The organism is Thermogemmatispora tikiterensis (genome assembly GCF_003268475.1).
Lineage (GTDB): Bacteria > Chloroflexota > Ktedonobacteria > Ktedonobacterales > Ktedonobacteraceae > Thermogemmatispora > Thermogemmatispora tikiterensis.
This window is the reverse complement of the sequence record NZ_MCIF01000002.1, coordinates 3702946-3722100: the sequence shown is the minus strand read 5'-3', so window position 1 is coordinate 3722100 and position 19155 is coordinate 3702946. Positions and strand designations below refer to the sequence as shown.

Sequence of the window (19155 nt, the reverse complement as noted above, 5' to 3'; positions counted from 1 at the left end):
CTTCCCCTACCCTCTCTTGCTTCTCCGTAGGTGTCTCTCCCTCTCCAGTGGCGGCGAGGTTGCACGGCCTCAGCGCGTCCGCACCCCCTTCGCCAGGTCGCGACTCCCGAAGCAACGGTTTTTCCAGTGAGCCTGTCATAGCACATCTCTCCTTCCTCATCTGGATGAGGCGGCTGACCACCCGCCTGCTGCTCTTCTTTTCCTCTTCCTTTTTCAGTATACGAGCGGCCTGGCAGGAAAGTGACGCAGTCACCGTGGTGGCGGGCCTTTCACTGCGAGAGCGGCTTTACAGCAAGAGGGGAGCGCGAAGGGGGACTGGTCTGCCGCTAGCGATGATTCCGCGCGTAAGTAAACGAGCAGACAAAGGAACGCTATATGTTTAGATTTCTTAAGCTAGATCTTTACCTTCTATCAACCTGTTCCTCTTTAAAAAAAGCAGGAAGACCATGTATACTATAAGCGGGTGCCATTCCTATTCCCCTCTATCCGCACCAGGCACGAGTTTTCTCTACTGTCTTAAGGCACTATGTTTTGAAAAAGGGGGTCAGACATTGATGAACGATCTAGCTCTCGTCCGTCGGCTCTCGCGCCTGCTCATTACCGCAGTAGCGGTCTGCGCTATGCTGGTGCTCAGTCTTGGCCTCAGCGGAGGAGCGAGCGCGGCGGCACTGACGACTCGCGGCGTGCACGGCTTCGCCGTGGTGCGTCCGCAGTACGAGTACGTAGGTGTTGCTCGTAGCGATACAACCTTCCGCTGTCAGACGACCACGCCGCCCAACTGCTATGGCCCCAAGCAGATTCGCGAAGCATATGAGATCACGCCGATCCTGAATAAAGGGATTACAGGAAAAGGACGCTCGATCGTTATTATTGACGCCTACCAGAGTCCCACTATCACCCACGACCTGCAGACGTTTGACTCTATCTTCGGTCTGCCCGATCCACCCTTCACCATCGTCGCACCGGACGGATTGACTCCCTTCGATCCAAACGATGCGAACCAGGTAGGCTGGGCAGGCGAGATTACGCTTGATGTGGAGTGGGCCCATGCCATCGCCCCTGACGCCCACATCGTGCTGGTGCTGGCCAAGTCCAATCAGGATACGGACATCCTCAGCGCGACCCGCTATGCGATTCGCCATAATCTAGGCGATGTGATCTCCCAGAGCTTTGGCGAGGGCGAGAGCTGCGTCGATCCAAAGCTGCTGCGCCAGGAGCACGAGCTGTTCCTGGAGGCCACGCTGAAGGGTATTACCCTCTTCGCTTCTTCGGGCGACCAGGGGGCGGCTCAGTATACCTGCGACGGCAATTCCTATTTCCTCAGCGTTAGCTCCCCAGCCAGTGACCCGCTGGTGACAGGCGTCGGAGGAACGAAGCTGATCGCCGATGGCCAGACTGGCGCCTACCAGAGTGAGACGGCCTGGAACGAGCCGCAGTACGAGGCAGCCAGCGGTGGCGGCTTCAGCACCATCTATCCGAAGCCATTCTACCAGTTCGGCACCGCCGGCATCGGTCGCTACCGTGGTGTGCCCGATGTGGCCTACAACGCTGCAGTCGACGGCGGCGTGCTGGCCGTGTGGAGTTCGTCTGGCCTGGGCCAGGACCTGGTCTTCCGCTTTGGCGGTACGAGCGCTGGCTCGCCCCAGTGGGCTGGCATTACAGCCCTGGCCGATCAGCTGGGCCATCACCGCGTTGGCTTCCTCAATCCCGCCTTCTACCTGATCGGTCATTCTCCGCTCTATGCACAGGCTTTCCACGACATCACGACGGGGAATAATACCTTCACGGGCACCGACGCCAATGGCAACTCGGTGACGATTAACGGCTACTCCGCCTCGAAGGGCTGGGACCCCGTGACCGGTTGGGGAACGCCTCGCGTGGCCCATCTCCTGCCGCTGCTGGTGGCCTTCGGCTGCGGTACGTCGGGCCGCGATCTGGCGCGCGCTCGCTCTCTGTAAGACAACCTCTGGCTTACCAGCTAGTAAGCCAGAGACTTGACTGATCGCAAGTCAGACTGGGAAGAGAAGAGGCAAAGTCGGCCCTCACCCGCGTCGCTCGGCCTCTCTCTCCCCAGTCTATTCCTCTAGTCGCCCCTTCTCCCTGCCTCAGCTTCTTTCTCCTATCCCCCGTTCCTTCCATTTTTCAGCATTTTTATCTATATATTTCTATCTCTGTACCTCTCAAACATTTACTGGATTATCATCATCTTTAACCATGTTTTAACTGATTTTATCTATTCAAAAGCGGTTGTATCCTCCTACACTAAGATTGATGGAGTGCCGCAAGGTATCGATCGCGGCGCACATTGTCCCGTTTAGCTCACAAGGAGGTCACAATTCTCATGGAGAGAACCCCCATTACGCGCTGGCTGCCGCACCTGGTAGCCACCGCCATCGTCCTGTGTGGCTTACTGGTAGGGACACTGATCCACTTCTATGCCAATCAGATCGTCCAAGCGGCCAAACCGCACTACGTGATCAATCGGCCCGAGTACATCTACGCTGGCGCGGTCAACAAGGATCGCACCTTCCCATGCCAGACGACGAATCCGGCGACCTGTTTCGGGCCGAAGCAGATTCAGACCGCCTATGAGATTGCCCCCGTCCTGGCCAAGGGGATCACCGGGAAAGGGCACACCATCGTGATCATCGATGCCTACCAGAGTCCGACGATCCGCCATGACCTGCACACCTTCGACACGCTCTTCGGTTTACCAGACCCGCCCAGCTTCAATATTGTAGCACCCGATGGCCTGCCGCCTTTCAATGCCTTCGACAGCAACCAGGTCGGCTGGGCTGCTGAGATCAGCCTTGATGTGGAATGGGCGCATGCCATCGCGCCGGATGCGGCCATCACTCTGGTGCTGGCCAAGTCCAACCAGGATATCGACGTGTTGAACGCGACGCGCTACGCGGTCGAGCACAATCTGGGCGATATCATTTCGCAGAGCTTTGGCGAGGGTGAGAGCTGTGTTGATCCCCAGTTGCTCAAGCAGGAGCATGAGCTGTTCGCCAAAGCGGTGGCGCAAGGGATGACGCTCTTTGCCGCCTCGGGCGATCAGGGCGCGGCTCAGTATACCTGTGATGGCAACTCCTACTTCCTGAGTGTCTCTTCGCCGGCCAGCGATCCGCTGGTCACGGCAGTTGGCGGGACGCTGCTAGAGGCGAACGGCACGCAGGGAAGCTATCAGGGCGAGGAAGCCTGGGATGAGCCACAGTATCAGGCGGCCAGCGGTGGGGGCTTTAGTACCATCTATTCGCGGCCCGATTACCAGAATGGGGTGGCCCAGATCGGCGGCTACCGCGGTCTGCCGGACGTGGCCTTCAACGCCGGCATCGATAGCGGCGTGCTGGTGGTCTGGAGTTCATCAGGCGAGGGCGAGGATCTGGTCTTCCGCTTCGGCGGTACAAGCGCCGGCTCGCCTCAGTGGGCCGGGATCGCCGCTCTGGCCGATCAACTGGCCGGCCATCGCCTGGGCAACCTGAACCCCGCTCTCTACGCGATCGGACGCTCGAATCTCTATACGCAGGCTTTCCATGACATTACCTCGGGCGACAATACCTTTGTCGGCCAGGATGGGCTGGGCAACGCCGTCGCCATCCAGGGCTATAGCGCCGGCCCTGGCTGGGACGCCGTGACCGGTCTGGGAACGCCACGGGTGGCCAAGCTGCTTCCTTTGCTGATCCAACCTCCTTCGTCTGCCCCAATGCGTCCCTTGCTCTCTCACTTCCGTTAAGGAACTCCCCCTTCTCTAGAGCCAGCGAGCAATAGGCCCGGGGCTGAATTGATCCACGCTGGTGCTGTTCCTGACGCTTGCCAGGAACAGCACCATTTTCTTATTTACCCATACTTTTAAATGGTAATTCAGCTGATCTTCTTCTTATTGATCAGATGATAAAGATATAGCTCCTCTCTATGCTATCCATAAGAATAGCGAATAGTTCCATTTAGCGGAATTATTTTGACAGAGAACAAACTAACAACTATCCTCTTTTCTAGGATGCAGAGAGACCACGGGGTCCAGGATGCCCCAGCGCCTCCAGACGGGGTTGTCCCAGGACTTTCTTCTTCCTTCGACATACCCCTTGCAGCGTCGCACACGAGCCTGCTGGTACAGGGTAGTACAGCTTCTCAGGAGAGGGTCGAGGCAGCAGGCAGCAGCTCCCAGTCTGGGGCTTGGCCGGCTTTGCGTCCTCCTATCTTTGCCTCTCTTCCCCCTAGGGTGGCGGGCGGCAAGAGAGGCTTGAGCGCACAGCACTACCGCCTTGTTCTCTTCGCCCGCCAGCACAGGGGGGAAACGAAGGTGGTGATCTGTTCGATGTGCTTGATATTGACCAAGGCTTACTCCAGGCTCACAGTTCTCCGCTCGCGGCAGCCTGTATTCGCATGCAGCGTGCGCAAGCCAAGAAACGAGGACGGTATGTGTACCCGCTCTCTTCGTCTTCTGGCAACGATGGGCACAATGATCCTGACCCAGACACTCTTCGGCTGGGCAATCATTGCTCCACGTGTGCTCTCCTCTGGCTGGCCGGAACAGCCAGTAGCCGCACGAACGGCGCCAGGGCTGATGGCAATGGCTCTGCTCGCTGGCCCTCCCAGCAGCGGTGCATGGTGGGAAAATACGCCGATCGTGGTGGCTTTCATCTCTCTGGTGGGGGCTGTGCTGGCCGCAGCCATCCCCGCCTCCGTTAATCTCTATCTGGGGCGCTTGCGCGCCTCCCAGAGCGAAGAGGAGGCCAATGCCTGGCGTCAGCGCCTCTCCGCTCGCTGCCTGCGCCAGGCGCTTGAGCAGTATCAGGCAGGGTTGCGCGTCGATCCTCGCTTGACCCACCTCCAGATTCTTGATATGAATCTTCCTATCAATCTGCTCGATCTCTATATCCGTGTGCGCCTGCATGAGGAGACCCGCCCGGGCTACCAGCTCGATGAGGAGCGCTACGGACGACAGTTAAGCGGCGATCTCGTCGACCTCTGCCGCAGCGGCCACCGCTATTGCGATAGCCAGGCAGCCTCGACGCTCGACCCAGATGAGGCCATTCGCCGCTATCGCCGCAGCGTGGTGCTGGGAGACCCGGGCGCCGGCAAGACAACCCTCCTGAAATATCTGGCGTTGCGCTCGCTCTCTGGCCAGCTAGAGGGCCTGCCTGACCTCCCTATCTTCGTTGAGCTGAATACCTTCGTCTCTGCCAGCCCTATCGCTACGCCTCATAACATCGATATTATTCAATTTGCCGCACGGACATGGGAGGAGCGCTATCGCATCCCTCGGGCTACGGCCCTGGCGCTGATGCACTCCCGTTTACAAGAGGGGCGCGCGCTCCTGCTGCTCGACGCGCTCGATGAGACACTGACCGGTGCCAGTAAGGATGAGGCTGAGTCAACCTATCGTTCTGTCGTTATGATGATTGTAGAGCTGGCCACGCGCTACCCCCAGGTGCCAATCGTGGTGACGGCGCGCAAGGCCGGCTATCACCAGCGCAGCCGCCTCACTGGCTTCCGCGAGCTGGAGGTGCTCGATTTTCGACCCGAGGACATTCGCCAGTTCATTCAGCGCTGGCTGGCTCTGACCGGCTCGCAGCTACGCCCCGAGGCGGCGAACGATCTGATCTATCGTCTCGAACGCAGTCCCCGCGTCCAGGCCCTGGCAGGCAATCCACTACTGCTCTCGCTGATCGTCCTGCTCTATGAAGAGCAACTGGATCTGCCAGATCGACGCGTGGAACTCTATCGACGCTGTGTGGAGACGCTGCTGACGCGCTGGGATAGCAGCCGCGATATCCGCCGTCACTGTCAATTTTTGCCCCAGCATAAGCTCCAGCTGCTGGAGGCAATCGCCTGGCATTTCCACCTGCGTGGCCAGCGCTACTTTCCCGAGGATGAGCTGTTGCAGGAAATCGCCCGCTTCTTGCCCACTATCGGCCTCGATGCCGAACAGAGTCAGGAGATCTTTAGCGAGATCATTGGGCAGCACACCCTCTTGAAGGAGCAGGCTCGTGGTTGGTATGGTTTCCTTCATTTGACGTTACAGGAGTATCTCACTGCTCTCTACGCTGTCGAGCATGGAAAGTTACTGGAGCTGATTAAACGGCGAGGCAATCCCTGGTGGGAAGAGGTGATTCTGCTCTACGCGGGGCGAGTGAGCGATATCAGCCCGCTGCTTCAGCACCTGCTTGGCAGTGGCGGGCGACGCCGCTCCAGCGACGATCTCTTCCATACGAATCTGCTGTTGGCGGGACGCTGTCTGGCCATGCGTCCGACGATGCGCGAGAGCGGTCTGCGTCAGGAGGTTATCAGCCGTCTCTTTGCTCTGCTGACAGCGACGCCCTATCCTTTGGACCGGCGCAATAGTGCAGAGGTGCTGGCGGAGATCGGCGGAGAGTGGGTCAATATGGGCCTCTTGCATCTGCTGGCCGATGAGGGGGTTGACGTCCAGGTTCGCGATGCCATCGCTGATGCCCTGGGTCGGCTTGGAGAGCGTTCGCTAGCGCTGCCGCTTGTCCACCTTCTGGTCGATGAGCAGCTCGATGCCTCGGTGCGCTATGCCATTGCCAATGCCCTGGGTCGGATCGGGGAGCGCTCTATTGTGCCGCATCTGCTGCGTCTGCTCTCCGATGAAGGAATCGATCCCTCGGTACGCTATGCCATTGCCCATGCTCTGGGCTACCTGGGGGAGCGCTCCATTGCGCCCCAGCTGCTGCGTCTGCTGACGGATGAAGCGGTTGATCCCTCGGTACGTGATGCCATTGCGGCGACGCTGGGTCAACTCGGCGAGCGCTCCATCGTCCCCCAGCTACTGGCCCTGCTGATCGATGAGCGTCTCCCGCTGTCGCTGCGCCATACGCTGGCAGCGGCCCTGGGCCAGCTGGGCGAGCGCTCCGTCGCCCCTCAGCTGCTGCGCTTGCTCGCTGATGAGCGCTTGCCGCTGCCACTGCGCCATGCGATCGCGGCGGCTTTGGCCCGCCTGGGGGAGCGTAGCCTGATTCCGCAGCTCTTGGGCCTGCTTGACAACGAATATATTGATCGCTCGGTACGGTATGCCACTGCGGTAGCCTTGGGCTACCTGGGGGAGCGTTCGGTCATTCCCTTGCTGCTGGAGCTGCTGGCCGATGAAGAGGTTGAGCTGCCGGTGCGCGAGGCAATCGCGGGGGCTTTGGGCCATCTGGGCGAGCGCTGGGTGGTGCCGCAACTGTTGACGCTGCTGGCCGACCGGCGGCGCGGCTCCTGGATGCGTGAGGCGATTGCTCGTACGCTGGGCAATCTGGGCGAGCGCAGTGTGGGGCCATACTTACTGGCCCTGCTCAGCGACGAGGAGGTTGAGCTACCGGTGCGTTGCACCATTGCCCATACCCTTGGTCAGCTCGGCGAGCGCTCGATTGTCCCCCAACTCCTGCACCTGCTCTGTCGCGAGGAGGAAGATAAGTACCTGCGCCGCGCCCTGGCGGAAGCGCTCGGACAGCTCGCCCAGGATCAGGAGACCCTGCAGACGTTGACGGGGCTGCTCCAGGACGCGGACATTGCCGATGCCGTCTATGAGGCGCTCTGGAGGATCAGCCGCCGTCTGGGCGTGCGCCTGATGCCTGGCCAGGGATGCGTACGGATTGAGGCTATTCCCTAGCGATTGACCCGGGTGGGATGGCTTTTACATGGTGCTCACCGGGTCGATGTCGATGTGCCAGCCCGGCGGAATGGAGATCGCGCGTAGCAGGGGACGCAGATCAGGGCCGCGTGCAATCATTTGCCAGCGGAATTCGTCGCGGATGCGTTCCATTACTGCCGGGGCAGGTCCCACGATGTCGGTCTCCTCTAACTCCAGCTCGGCAATAGTGCGATCGAGCTGCTCGCGCAAGAGAAGGGCCTCATTCTGGGCGCGACGTCGGTTACTATGGCTGTAGGTGAACTTGACAAACTGGCGGAAGGGGGGATAGCCGTAGCGCTGACGGAGAGCGATCTCGGCAGCGTAGAATTCGTGGTAGGCATGGCGCGAGGCGGTTTCAATGGCAAAGTGCTCTGGATTGAAGGTTTGGATGATCACCAGCCCAGACTCGCTACCGCGCCCGGCTCGACCCGCCACCTGGGTGAGGAGCGTGAAGGCGCGCTCGGTGGCGGCGAAATCTGGCAGCATGAGGGCGATGTCGGCAGCGACTACTCCCACCAGGGTCACTCCAGGCAGATCGAGGCCCTTGGCAATCATTTGGGTGCCGATCAGTATGTCGGCTTCATGATTGGCAAAGCGGTCCAGGAGCTGCTCATGAGCGCGCCGCGTGCGAGCGGTGTCGCGGTCCCAGCGCAGCAGCCGGGCCTTGGGAAAGGTCTGCTGGATCGCCTGCTCGACTTTCTCGGTGCCGACGCCGAAGTAGCGCAGGCCGTGATTGTCACAGTGGGGGCAGCGCGTCAAGACGGGACGCTGAAGATTACAGTAGTGGCAGAGGAGGATGCGCTCAGTGGCGTGATAGGTCAACGGCACGTCGCAGTGTTCGCACATGGCTACATAGCCGCACTCGCGACAGAGGACGCAGCTGGCCGCTCCGCGGCGATTGAGATAGAGAATGGCCTGCTGGTGCCGGGCCAGGACACGCTCCAGCTCGCTACGCAGGCGACGACTGAGAATGCTGGTGTTACCGGCGTGCAGCTCGCTGCGCAGGTCGACGACCTCTACCGGGGGCAGAGGGGCCCCAATGCGCTCGGGCAGCTCCACGAGCTGATAGGCCCCTTGCTGGGCACGATAGAAGCTGGTCACGGAAGGGGTAGCGCTGCCAAGAACAACGGGAATATCAAGGAGCCGCCCCAAGGTGCAGGCTACCTCACGAGCGTGGTAGGTGGGCCGGCGCTCCTCTTGCTTGTAGGCCGTCTCGTGCTCTTCGTCAAGGATGATGATGCCCAGGTCGGGTAAGGGGACAAAGAGGGCGGAGCGTGAGCCGAGGACGACATCAACCTGACCGGCCCGAATGCGCCGCCATTCATCGTAGCGCTCACCCGGACTGAGGGCGCTGTGGATAATTGCTACCCGTCCCGGGAAGCGCCCAGCAACACGCTGGATGGCCTGGGCAGTGATGGCAATCTCAGGGACCAGCACAAGACCTTTCTTGCCCCGAGCAATGAGGGCCGCCAGAGCTTGCAGATAGACCTCGGTTTTGCCACTACCGGTGACGCCATGCAGTAGCAAGGGGCGCTGAGCGGCTTCGGGGGCAAGAATGGCGCGCAAGGCCGCCTCCTGAGCAGGCGTCAGCGGCAGCGGGGCGCCAGGCGCAATGTGTCGATCGCGCAACGGGTCGCGCCGGACCTCCACGTTCTCTTCGATCGCCAGAACGCCCTCAGCGATGAGCTGCTGCAGCTGAGCCTGGGTGAGTCCACTGGCGCGCGCCAGGCGGCTCGGCGTCCAGATGACATCGGGCAGGCTGTGTTCCAGTAAGTCGACGGCAGCCAGAGCGCGCAGAGCGCGCAGGCCCTCCTGACTTGGTGGGCCCCCATCGGCTGCCGCGGCAGGGGCTTTGACCGCAGGCCCTCCAAGCGACAAAGGGGCCGCCGAGGATGGACGTCGGCGTAGCGGAGGAGAGAAATGCAGCAGCTCGATGGTTGAGGCAGGAGCGACATCGGGCACCAGATTCTGTGGAAGGCTTTCTTGCAGACGCCGCTTCCAGGCAGCCAGCTCCTCGCCGCTCAGACAGAGTCGCACAGCGCGCTGTAGCCGCGGACGCAGACGCGGCTCCGCCAGGCGTGGCACGCGCTCGATCAGGCCACTGGCCACGGCTTCCTTGAGCAGAAGGCGGGCGCGCGTAGGACCCAGCATGCTCCGCAGGCGGGCAACATCGATCTCGCCCTCATCCAGGAGCAGACCGATCAGCGCCTGGAGCGGCAGCGAGGTCGTTGCTTGCGGCTCCGCATTGGCGAGAGTCAGCACAGCGCGCGACCCCTGCAGCAAGCCAGGCGGGAGCATCAGCTGTACAACCAGAGCCAGCGAGGTCACATAGTAGTCGGCCATCCACTCCGCCAGGGCACGTTGATGAGGCAGAAGCACCGGCTGCGGGTCAAGCAGAGCATGCAGGGGGCGCAGCGTTTCTGGCGCGTTGTGCTCGCAGGACTCCGCCAGCTGCCAAATGATACCTTCGACCAGCCGTTCGCCATAGGGAACGGCCACCAGCTGGCCCGGCTGAAGTTGTCCGGCCAGCTCCCCCGGTATTTCATAAGTCAACAGGGGTCGCTCGCCCTGCCAGCTAGCGGCCACAGTTAGCACCTCGGCAAACACTAGCGCCTCCCGAATTCGCGTTCTAGAGCCGCAGCGCTGAAATGGATCGTCGTCGGTCGACCATGACAACAGCTAAAGGGCGCGCGCGTGCGGGCCAGCTGCTCGATCAGTTCGCGCATCTCGCTGCTGGTTAGAAAATAGTTGGCTTTAATGGCGGCCTTACAAGCGATGTTGGCGAGGGCATGCTCCTCCCAGGTCTGGCTGTAGCCATCGTGCTCGGGGGCCGTCAGCTCCCTGAGCAGCTCCTGCAGCGAACGCGCGCTGAGCTGCCTGGCAAGTACAGAGGGGACGGCACGGGCCAGCACCTGGCCATGATCGAGTATCTCCAGCTCGAAGCCCAAACTGCGCAGATCGTCAAGGCGCTCCTCGATGGCCTCCAACTCGGCAGGCGAGAGATCAAGGCGCAAAGGGGTCAGCAGCATCTGGGCGAGCGAGGTCTGCTCCTGACGTGCAGCCAGCATACGCTCCAGGACAATGCGCTCGTGAGCAGCATGCTGATCAATCAAGTAAAGGCCATCGCGCCCCTCGGCCACGATATAGCTCTGAAGCAACTGTCCGATGACCCGCAGCTCAGGGAAACGACTGTGCTCCGGAGAAGGTCCGGGCTGTGCAGCGACCAGGACCTCCTCCGGAGTCAGTGGAGCAGTCTGCTCCCGCGCCGCCTCTATTCCACCCTGCGCGGGTTCCGCGGACGTGGAGGGAATGGCTTTCAGAAGACGGCGCCCGCGCGTGGATTCACCTTGCTGCGGACGTAGATGACTCTGCCAAAGACGGGACTGCAGGGCAGCTCGCTCTCCACGTTCCTCCTCGCTGACCGTCAGCCAGGGATTATCAAGAGGGAAAGCATGTCGCAAGCCGAGGCTACTACCGCTCTCAGGACCTTTACGCGGCGCAGGATCAGCCAGCGGGGTGGAAGCCTCCCTTGACTGCTCCTGCACGCTCGCGCCCGGGGCCAAAGCTGCCGCCTGCTCCTCTGCGACAGTCCCTTCTTCTAGAGATTGGGGCGACAACTCGGCTTCCGGGGAGGCCAATATCGTATCGGTGCTGGCAGCAGCCGAGGGGGCCGACCGCTGAGCCGGCTGCCAGCTTGGCGCCTCCGCCTCCTCCAGGACAGCGCGCCGTACCGCACGCATCAGTTCGGCATAGATCCGCCGCTCGCGCAGAAAGCGGATCTCCGTCTTGGCGGGGTGCACATTGACATCGATCTGGGATGGGTCTACCTGGATATTAATGACCGCCAGCGGATGACGTCCGCTGAGCAGCAGGGTGCGATAGGCCTCCTCAACAGCGGCAATCAGCAGACGACTGTGGACCCAACGGCGATTGACAAAGAACGAGAGATACTGGCGCGTACTCTTATAACAGGCAGGCCGGCTGACATAGCCGCTGATCACCGGGCGTTCGGGATCATCGGCAGACTGGCCACTGAGCGGCACCATCTGCCTGGCCACCGCCGGGCCATACATCTGCACCAGCACCGTAGCCAGTTGACCATCGCCAGGGGTCGCAAAGACCTCGCGCCCTTCGCTGGTGACCGTGAAGCGAATCTCGGGGTACGCCAGGGCGTACTGCTGGAGCAAATGCAAACAATGACTGACTTCTGTCTGACGGCTCTTCAGAAACTTCAGACGCGCCGGCACAGCGCTGAAGAGGTTGCGTACTGTGACAATGGTGCCTTCAGGCGAAGCGGCAGGACTGACTGCCGAAATTTGCCCATTGCAAGCGCTGATCTGAGCACTATGCAAGGCGCCACGGGGACGGCTGATCAAGACAACCTCAGCTACCGCGGCGATGCTCGCCAGAGCCTCCCCGCGAAAACCCAGCGAACGAATGCTCTCCAGATCCTCAACAGTGCTGACTTTGCTCGTGGCATGGCGCGCCAGGGCTAACGGCAGTTCTTCCGCCGGAATACCGCAGCCATTGTCGCTCACCCGTATCAGTTGCAGGCCGCCGCGGATGAGGTCGACGCGGATCTGCGAGGCACCGGCATCAATGCTGTTCTCGATTAATTCTTTAACGACCGAGGCGGGGCGCTCCACCACCTCGCCAGCGGCGATTTTGGCTGCGACCTCCGGGGCCAGTTGGCGAATCGGCATAGGGCAGACTCTTCCTTCGCTGCTGAAGCGAGCAGGGAGAAACACGCTACTCCACGCTGCTCCCGCCCTCGCTCCACTCCTCAGATTAGCTTCGCTCGGCCTTGACCTCCTCCTCCTCAGCAGAACCAGGCAGGGCAAGAACGAGTGTTCGTACTGACTGATTATACCATAGAACTACCCCTGGTGCGGCCTGCAATCCACGCTTCGCGCTCGACTGCTAGCGGGTTCGCTCGCTATCGCTTTTCCCGGGCAGGATGAGCCGCAGTAGCCTTTTTGGGGCCTCACATGCCACTTGCCCTCGGCTTGACTGCTCTCTACGAAAAGATATAACTATTTATCTATGCTGATCGTAGATAAAAGATGTATTGCTCATAATTTTAACGGAATTTTAATGGCCGAGGTCGGAGGAGCGTGCTATAGTTAGGTGAGGAGCGGTGTGTAGCTATTGAGAGGGTCCAAGGAAGGAAGAATGTACGAGCCTCAACGATGGAATGAATTCCTGAGCAGCATCGAAGACAATCCTCAAGAGCAAATGCACTTGTTAGAAGCAGCAGGTATCTCCTCCACGACCCTGGCACGCTGGGCCGCCGGCGAAGAGTCTCCCTGTCCTTATGCACTCTATCGTCTCTTCTGTGCATTGCCACACCATCACCAAGGGCTGCTGGAGCGGGTAGCGCAGGAATTTGCCCTACTGAGCCGGAGTGACCAGAGTGCCTCTCTCTGCAGTGAGGCTCAGGAGATCGCTCCTGTTTTCTATGACCGTGTCTTGAATGCTGCGCTGAGGGTGCCGATGCCGCTACGCACCTGGGCGATCAGTAATCTTGTGCTGCAGCAAGCCACCATTCATCTTGATCCACGGCGGCAGGGGCTGAGTTTAATCATTGTGCGCTGCATGCCGCCCTCACGCGATGGATATGTGCGCAGTCTGCGTACGGCGCTGGTCAACGACAGTCGGCGCTGGCAGCTCAGTTCGCAGAGCGAAGCCTGCTTTTACGGCAGCGAGTCCCTGGCCGGTCACGCGGTCTCTATCGCGCGCACAGTCATCTTTCAGGTACCAGCACGGGCTCCGCTGACGTTTCCGGCCCCTGGATTGGAGCCACTGGTGCAGGATGAGGCTCTGAGTGCTGTGGCCTGCCCGATTGTTCGCGCTCGCCGCGTTGCCGGCTGTCTGCTGGCGGTGAGTAGCCGGCTGCAGCTGCAGGCTCAGGAGCGGCTCTCTCTTCTGCACAAATACAGGAATCTGCTACTGCTCGCCTTTGAACCTGATGAATTCTATCCTATCGATCTACTTCGCCTTTACAGGCTGCCACCTCTGGAAGTGCAAAAGCCCTTGCTCGCCAACTTGCGCCGTCATGTAGCGCGGATGATGAGCGAGGCCGCGCGCCAGCACCAGCCGCTCGACGTCAGCCAGGCCGAAGCCCTGGCCTGGCGCCAACTGGAAGAGGAGCTACTCGCGCAGGTAGCTCCCGCGAGCGAGAGCGACGAGTTGTAAGCCGCTCCCAGGGATCTGCGAGGGCTGTGGTGCCTATAGTGCATCCCTCGCAACCCCTGTTATCCTCATTCAGGGTCTGCTCCTCTCCCACTCCTTGCGATACTCTCCCTGTCGTCTGCCCTTGCAGTGCACATTGTCTGCTCCCTTTCAGCACCGCCAGTCTGGAGAGAGCCTGCCTCCAGCTACTGTTGTGCCCATGTTGAAAAATTATGATACACTATGATCGGTCCTGCTTCTCCCCTGGATGTCAGGCCAGGTCTGACGTCTATCTCAGAAGAGAGCATGCGAGCAGTTCCCTCCCCAACAGTCCGGCCTCAGTCTGGTTGAGAGCCGGAGCAACCTGCCATGAGGTGGGCTAGTCTAGCCGGTCAGGTCAGTCGTTTAGCCGTGCTCATGGGCAGCAAGGTCAGAGAGTGGGACACACCAATGCAGACCAAGCGTTGTCATTATTGCCATAAACCAGTGCCTGCTCATGCCCAGGTGTGCCGTCACTGTGGGCGTCCCCTTGGGCTTTCTTCTGTGCTGAGGAAAAAAGGCAGACCGCGGAGACGCTCCATTCCCCCGGCCTCGCCCCAGCCAATCGGCTATCATGCTGGACTGCACCCCGAGGACCTGCCTTATCTTTCCAGCCCGTTTTCGGTGCCGCCGTCCGCCATTTGGGAGGAACCTGCGCCTCAGCAGTCGGCTTCTCCTGCCGCCAGCGCTGACGCCGCAGAACCGCAGCCGAGGCTCTTGCAGCGCCAGGAAGTCTTGCCCTCACCTGTGCGCATCCAGCGTGGAGAGAGTGCCAGCGCCCACGAGATAGCGCCTCCAGGCTCTTTTTCTCAACGACGCGATCTCTTGCTGCGCGCGCTGCTGGTACTGTTCCTGGTAGCGCTGGCAATGAGTGCAGCTCTTACCTATCTGTTCTTCAGCCGCCGCTGGTCGGTCGCGACGCTGACGCCTTCGCTGACGGTGATTCCGCGCCAGCTGCATTTCAACGAGAGTCTGACCCTGGTCGGCAAGGGATTCGGGACAGGAGACCTGCTCATTTTGCGGCGTGATGGAACGATTCCCCTACGAGATGCCCACGGTCAGCCGCTGCACGTGCAGGCCAATGCGATTGGCGCCTTTGCCATTCAGGTGACTGTAACTCCGGACTGGCAGCCTGGAGAGCATCAGCTTCTGGTTGTCGATGAAACCCAGCTGCTGAGCATTGCGACGACAATCACGGTGCTGTCGTCGCCCTCGACGCCGGCACAGCTGAGGCTCTCTGATTACACCGTTGATCTGGGGGCCGATCTTCCTGGGACAACGACGCGGCTGGCGATTACTCTGCTCAACGCTGGCGATGGTCAGCTAAACTGGCGGGCCAGCTGCGATCGTTCCTGGCTTCGGGTAGATCCGGCCAGCGGCAGCTTTATCGGGAGCGAGGTGGTTACCCTGGTGGCCCAGCGCGGAGAGCTGGCAGCCGGCAGCTATACAGCCCATGTGACCTTCCTCCAGCAGGCAGGTGGACAGGGAAGACCCTCACAAGTCTTGACGGTCACCATGACAGTCCTGGGACCCTCGGCCACTCTGAGTATTGCGCCCGCTAGCTTGAGCTATACGGCGAGCAGCGACGCCCAGACCCCACTGAGGCAGACGGTGGCTCTGCAGAACCATAGCCAGCAGGCGCTCGACTGGAGCAGTCAGGTGACCACTAACGCCGGCGGGGACTGGCTCCAGGTCACTCCGAGCGCTGGTCACCTGGAGGCCGAAGCCAGTATCACGCTCAGCGTGACGGTTTCGCCGGCCTCGCTCTCTGTGGGGGACTATCAAGGGACGGTGCACTTTGAGAGCGTCGGCGGGGTAGGAGAGGGACCACAGTTGCTGGTTAGCTTGCATGTGGTGGCACCGGGTCAGCTGGCCCTGACACCGTCTGCTCTTAGCTTCACAACGACTCAGGGTCAGAATCCTCCGCCGCAGTCGCTGACGTTGTACAACAATGGCGGCCTCACGGTGAGCTGGTCCTTGACAAGCAGCACCAGCGATAATGGAACTTGGCTGGGGGCCACGCCAACGTCAGGAACGCTGGCCCCGGGGGCGCGTGTCACGGTGAAGGTGCAGATCAATGTGGCTGGCCTGGCCCCAGGAAGTTATCAGGGGAGCCTGATCTTCAGCGCCGGCGCGCTCAAACAGGAAATCACTGTCACTTTAACAGTGCAGGCGCTGGCTTTGCCCACGATTAGCATTGAGCCAACGATCCTCATCTTCGATGTGCCACACGGTACGACGCCGGCGGCTGAAACTGTGACCATTAGCAATGGAGGCAAGGCACCGCTCAACTGGACCATTACCGTAGATAAGAGCGACCCGCCTCTGAAGATCACACCCGATAGTGGTGGCCCTCTGGCGCCTGGACAAGACGTGACTGTCAGCATTGTCCCCGTGCTCTCTCAGGTGCCTGCCAATACCTCGCTGAGCCTGACACTGACGGTAGCAGAGCGTGATCAGGACCTGGCTCCTCTGGTGGCCCCGCAGCAGGTCCTCGTTCTCATCGCTGTTATCTAAGGCTCAGACCAGGCCAGGCAGCTCTGTGTCCCGGCTCCCCCCGCCCTTGCTAGCCCTGGTGCTCTATGCTACACTCTCACCAGGCACAGCAGCAACAGACCCCCGACGCGCCTGACACAGCACAGGTACAAGGTCAACTGGTTAGAGGTCAGCGTGTGGAGGAAACGAGGGGCCAGATCGAGGCCAGGTGAGACTGGGCCCGCGCTCTCTCACCGGCCTGGTTAGGTTCTGTCTGTTTTGCTGACTGGCTGGCTGGTCCCCGGCAAAGGAGCATTCAAAGAGAGCCAGCACCATTCCTGCGGAGGAATTCATCGTGCCAACGATTACGTTTGTACGTGAAAAGGTCAAGGTTGAGGTTCCTGAAGGCGACAACGTGCGCTATCCAGCGCTTGAGCATGATGTGCCAGTTTACTGCGGCATGTGGAAATTCGCCAACTGTCATGGCAATGGACTCTGTGGCACGGATCGCGTAGCGGTCTACCCCGCCAGCAATACGAATGAGCTGACCTTCATGGAAAAGTTCTGGCTGCGCAACGATCTTAAGAAGAATCCGAATGTGCGTCTGGCCTGCCAGGTACGCGTCTACGGCGACGTGAACGTTGAGACGTTGTGCAAGAGGCGCGGGGAAGAAGCCTAGCACCGGATAGAGGCAGAGAAGGAGCGGGGCAGTCCCTGCGTCTGTGGCCGCCCTTGCCTCCTTCCTCCTTTTTATTTGGAGGGCCCCATTCAGAAGGTCCTCTCCAGGCCAGACCACCAGCGCAGCACGATGACCAGCCTCGCTCGCATATTGGCAGGTTGCTAGGCTAGGGACGCACAACGAAGTAGAGGCGAATGGCCAGCTGGGGCTGTTTCCCCGTATCGTTCCAGTAGAGTTCGATCATGCCTTCGAGGGGCTGAGTAAAGCGCATCATAGAAACGCCCGTCCATGAGCCGCCTTTCGGGTCCGGAGTGGCTTTTGAGAGCACCTGATAGAGCAGGCCATTGGTGTACCATTTGACGGTGACCGTGCCGGCTTTTTTGGCGTGGACGCTATAGGTCAGGTAAACAGTCTGGCCAGGTTTAAAGACCTGACTGGGCTGGAGCGCGATGCCGGTCTTGGGGTCGACGCTGGGCGCGGTTGTGGCCGAGCTAATGATCCCGTAGGCCGGGCCATTCTCGCTGGCTTTGGGGTCGGGCAGGTTAGGCACCGGTGTCGCCACCACGTTGGGCGGAGCGACGCCTACCAGTTGCCCCAGGAAGGCCAGCTTACCAGTCACTTTGGCGTAATAGGTTGCTCCGCTGCACAGTAAGAGAATAACGATCATGAAGCTGAGGAAGCCGCTGATGGCACGGTAACGTGGGATGATCGGCCTCGGCTTCGTATACATCGGCGGGATGTAGAGCGCCTCCTCTTCCGTCGGGATGCCGGCAATCGGAGGGCCCGGCATCTGCTGACCGAACGGCAAGAGAGCACCGGTGTTGATGCCCTGGCCCTGGGCCTGTGGAATGAGGATCAGCGACTGCGTAGAAGGATTGGCCGGGTCCTGATAGAGCACGGGCAGCATGGCCATCGTCTGCTGACCCTGGCCCTGAAGTAGAGGCTGGGGACCGGTCTGTTGCTGGGCCGGCATTCCCTCGATGCCTGGGTAAGTACCAGGAAATTGCTGCTGGCCTGGCGGGAAAGGTTCCTGGGAAACGGCCTCGCTTGCCCCACCCGGCTGCGGAGATTGATTCTGGCCCCAGAGGGGGGCGGAGAAACTTTCAGCTCCATCCACCGCCGGGGGGACACTGAAACCAGGAGCGCTCAAGGCTGGATAGCTGAGATCGGAGCCGCCAGGACCGGCGGTCGGATAGTTGATTGCCGAGCTTCCCCCGCTCTCGCCATTGCCCAGCCCCTGCTGATAGTTCTGATACGGCTGATAGCTCGACAGTGATTGTGCCTGCCACTCTGTTCCTGTTCCAGCTCCTGCCCCAGAGGCAGCGCCAAAGGAGGAACCCAGCGGCGGCATGGCAACCGTCGTGTGGCCACTGCCAGTGGAGAAGAAGCCGCTGCCGTTGCTGCCGTTGGCGCCATCAGCCGGCCTGGCCGGCGCTGGCCCGCCGCAATAGGGACAGGGACCCTCGCCCTCCGGTCGATACGTATTACAGTGGACACAGAGCATCATCACAATCACCTTCGCTATATACCGGAAGTTATCTATCAAGCATCGATCTCCTTTCTGACAGTAGCATTGTTGCCTGATGCGGTCAAGAGTGAGCGGGCGCTTTAGGGCAAAATGGCTATGTCCAACGTATACAAATCTGTTTCAGAGTGTATCTCTCCCACAGGCCTAGCCAGGATACGGGCGCCCTTGCGCCGCCGGGAGCGGCCATGATAGCATTACCTTGATGAAGGGGTGCAAGGCCGACAGGTGCAGCCTGGCCTGCTTTTTTGCTGGTTGGCTGGTTGGCAGCACCACCGGCGATTGCTCACTTGCAGCTTGTTGGTCTTGATCTGACTGCCTACTGAGCGGGTGCCTATGGCAGAGTCACAGGAGCAATGGTATCAGCGTCAGGCGGTAGAGCATCTGGCGCAGCATATTCCTTTTGAGCAGGATGTTGCTTCAAAGGCGGAGCAGATCGAGATGCTGCGCAGCCTGGTCCTCCGTCATGGCCGCGAGATGGACCCCGAGCAGTTCGGCTTTGAGGCCCGCTGTGAGTTGATCCGCCTGGGTCTCTGGGATCGCATCGGGCCTGGCCCGCGCCCTGAAGATCAGGAGGGCGAGGAGCTTTTCTAATCTCTCGTCAGCGGCAGAGCGACAGAGAGAAAGGAG

The 19155-nt window shown here is 60.6% G+C and carries 10 protein-coding genes; 7 read left to right on the top strand and 3 right to left on the bottom strand.

What is annotated here, in order from left to right:
• Positions 1 to 554: 554 nt before the first annotated feature.
• The 3 genes from A4R35_RS14905 (at position 555) to A4R35_RS14895 (ending at position 7615) form a co-directional block, all read left to right on the top strand.
• Positions 555 to 1958 carry a S53 family peptidase gene (locus tag A4R35_RS14905; RefSeq protein WP_189361843.1) on the top strand — a complete coding sequence of 468 codons (1404 nt, stop codon included), beginning with the start codon at positions 555 to 557 and terminating at the stop codon, positions 1956 to 1958.
• 383 nt (positions 1959 to 2341) lie between these two features.
• On the top strand, positions 2342 to 3736 hold the full coding sequence (locus tag A4R35_RS14900) for a S53 family peptidase (protein ID WP_112430688.1): 1395 nt from the start codon (positions 2342 to 2344) through the stop codon (positions 3734 to 3736).
• Between the two features lie 684 nt (positions 3737 to 4420).
• The gene (locus tag A4R35_RS14895; protein ID WP_189361841.1) at positions 4421 to 7615 is read left to right on the top strand and encodes a HEAT repeat domain-containing protein; all 3195 of its coding nucleotides are present in this window, start codon (positions 4421 to 4423) and stop codon (positions 7613 to 7615) included.
• 24 nt (positions 7616 to 7639) lie between these two features.
• Here the strand turns inward: A4R35_RS14895 and priA are convergent, their stop codons facing one another.
• Positions 7640 to 10243, bottom strand: coding sequence for a replication restart helicase PriA (priA, locus tag A4R35_RS14890; RefSeq protein ID WP_112430684.1), 2604 nt, complete (start codon positions 10241 to 10243; stop codon positions 7640 to 7642).
• Positions 10243 to 12339 (bottom strand): DNA mismatch repair endonuclease MutL, encoded by a 2097-nt coding sequence (gene mutL, locus A4R35_RS14885; protein WP_112430682.1) that lies wholly within the window; start codon positions 12337 to 12339, stop codon positions 10243 to 10245. Before mutL ends, priA begins: the two co-directional genes overlap by 1 nt.
• 469 nt (positions 12340 to 12808) lie before the next feature.
• Here mutL and A4R35_RS14880 point away from each other — a divergent pair, with 469 nt between their 5' ends.
• From A4R35_RS14880 to A4R35_RS14870, 3 genes are all read left to right on the top strand, one after another.
• On the top strand, positions 12809 to 13831 hold the full coding sequence (locus A4R35_RS14880) for a hypothetical protein (protein ID WP_112430680.1): 1023 nt from the start codon (positions 12809 to 12811) through the stop codon (positions 13829 to 13831).
• A gap of 762 nt (positions 13832 to 14593) precedes the next feature.
• Positions 14594 to 16363 carry a BACON domain-containing protein gene (locus tag A4R35_RS14875; protein ID WP_189361839.1) on the top strand — a complete coding sequence of 590 codons (1770 nt, stop codon included), beginning with the start codon at positions 14594 to 14596 and terminating at the stop codon, positions 16361 to 16363.
• A gap of 313 nt (positions 16364 to 16676) precedes the next feature.
• Complete coding sequence (locus A4R35_RS14870) at positions 16677 to 17000, top strand: 2Fe-2S iron-sulfur cluster-binding protein (protein WP_170293349.1); 324 nt, start codon at positions 16677 to 16679, stop codon at positions 16998 to 17000.
• A 166-nt stretch (positions 17001 to 17166) separates the two neighbouring features.
• Here the strand turns inward: A4R35_RS14870 and A4R35_RS14865 are convergent, their stop codons facing one another.
• Positions 17167 to 18546, bottom strand: a complete 1380-nt coding sequence (locus tag A4R35_RS14865; protein ID WP_112430674.1) for a hypothetical protein — start codon at positions 18544 to 18546, stop codon at positions 17167 to 17169.
• Between the two features lie 315 nt (positions 18547 to 18861).
• On the opposite strand from A4R35_RS14865, the gene A4R35_RS14860 reads away from it, so the two are divergent.
• Positions 18862 to 19119, top strand: coding sequence for a hypothetical protein (locus A4R35_RS14860; RefSeq protein ID WP_112430672.1), 258 nt, complete (start codon positions 18862 to 18864; stop codon positions 19117 to 19119).
• Positions 19120 to 19155 lie beyond the last annotated feature (36 nt).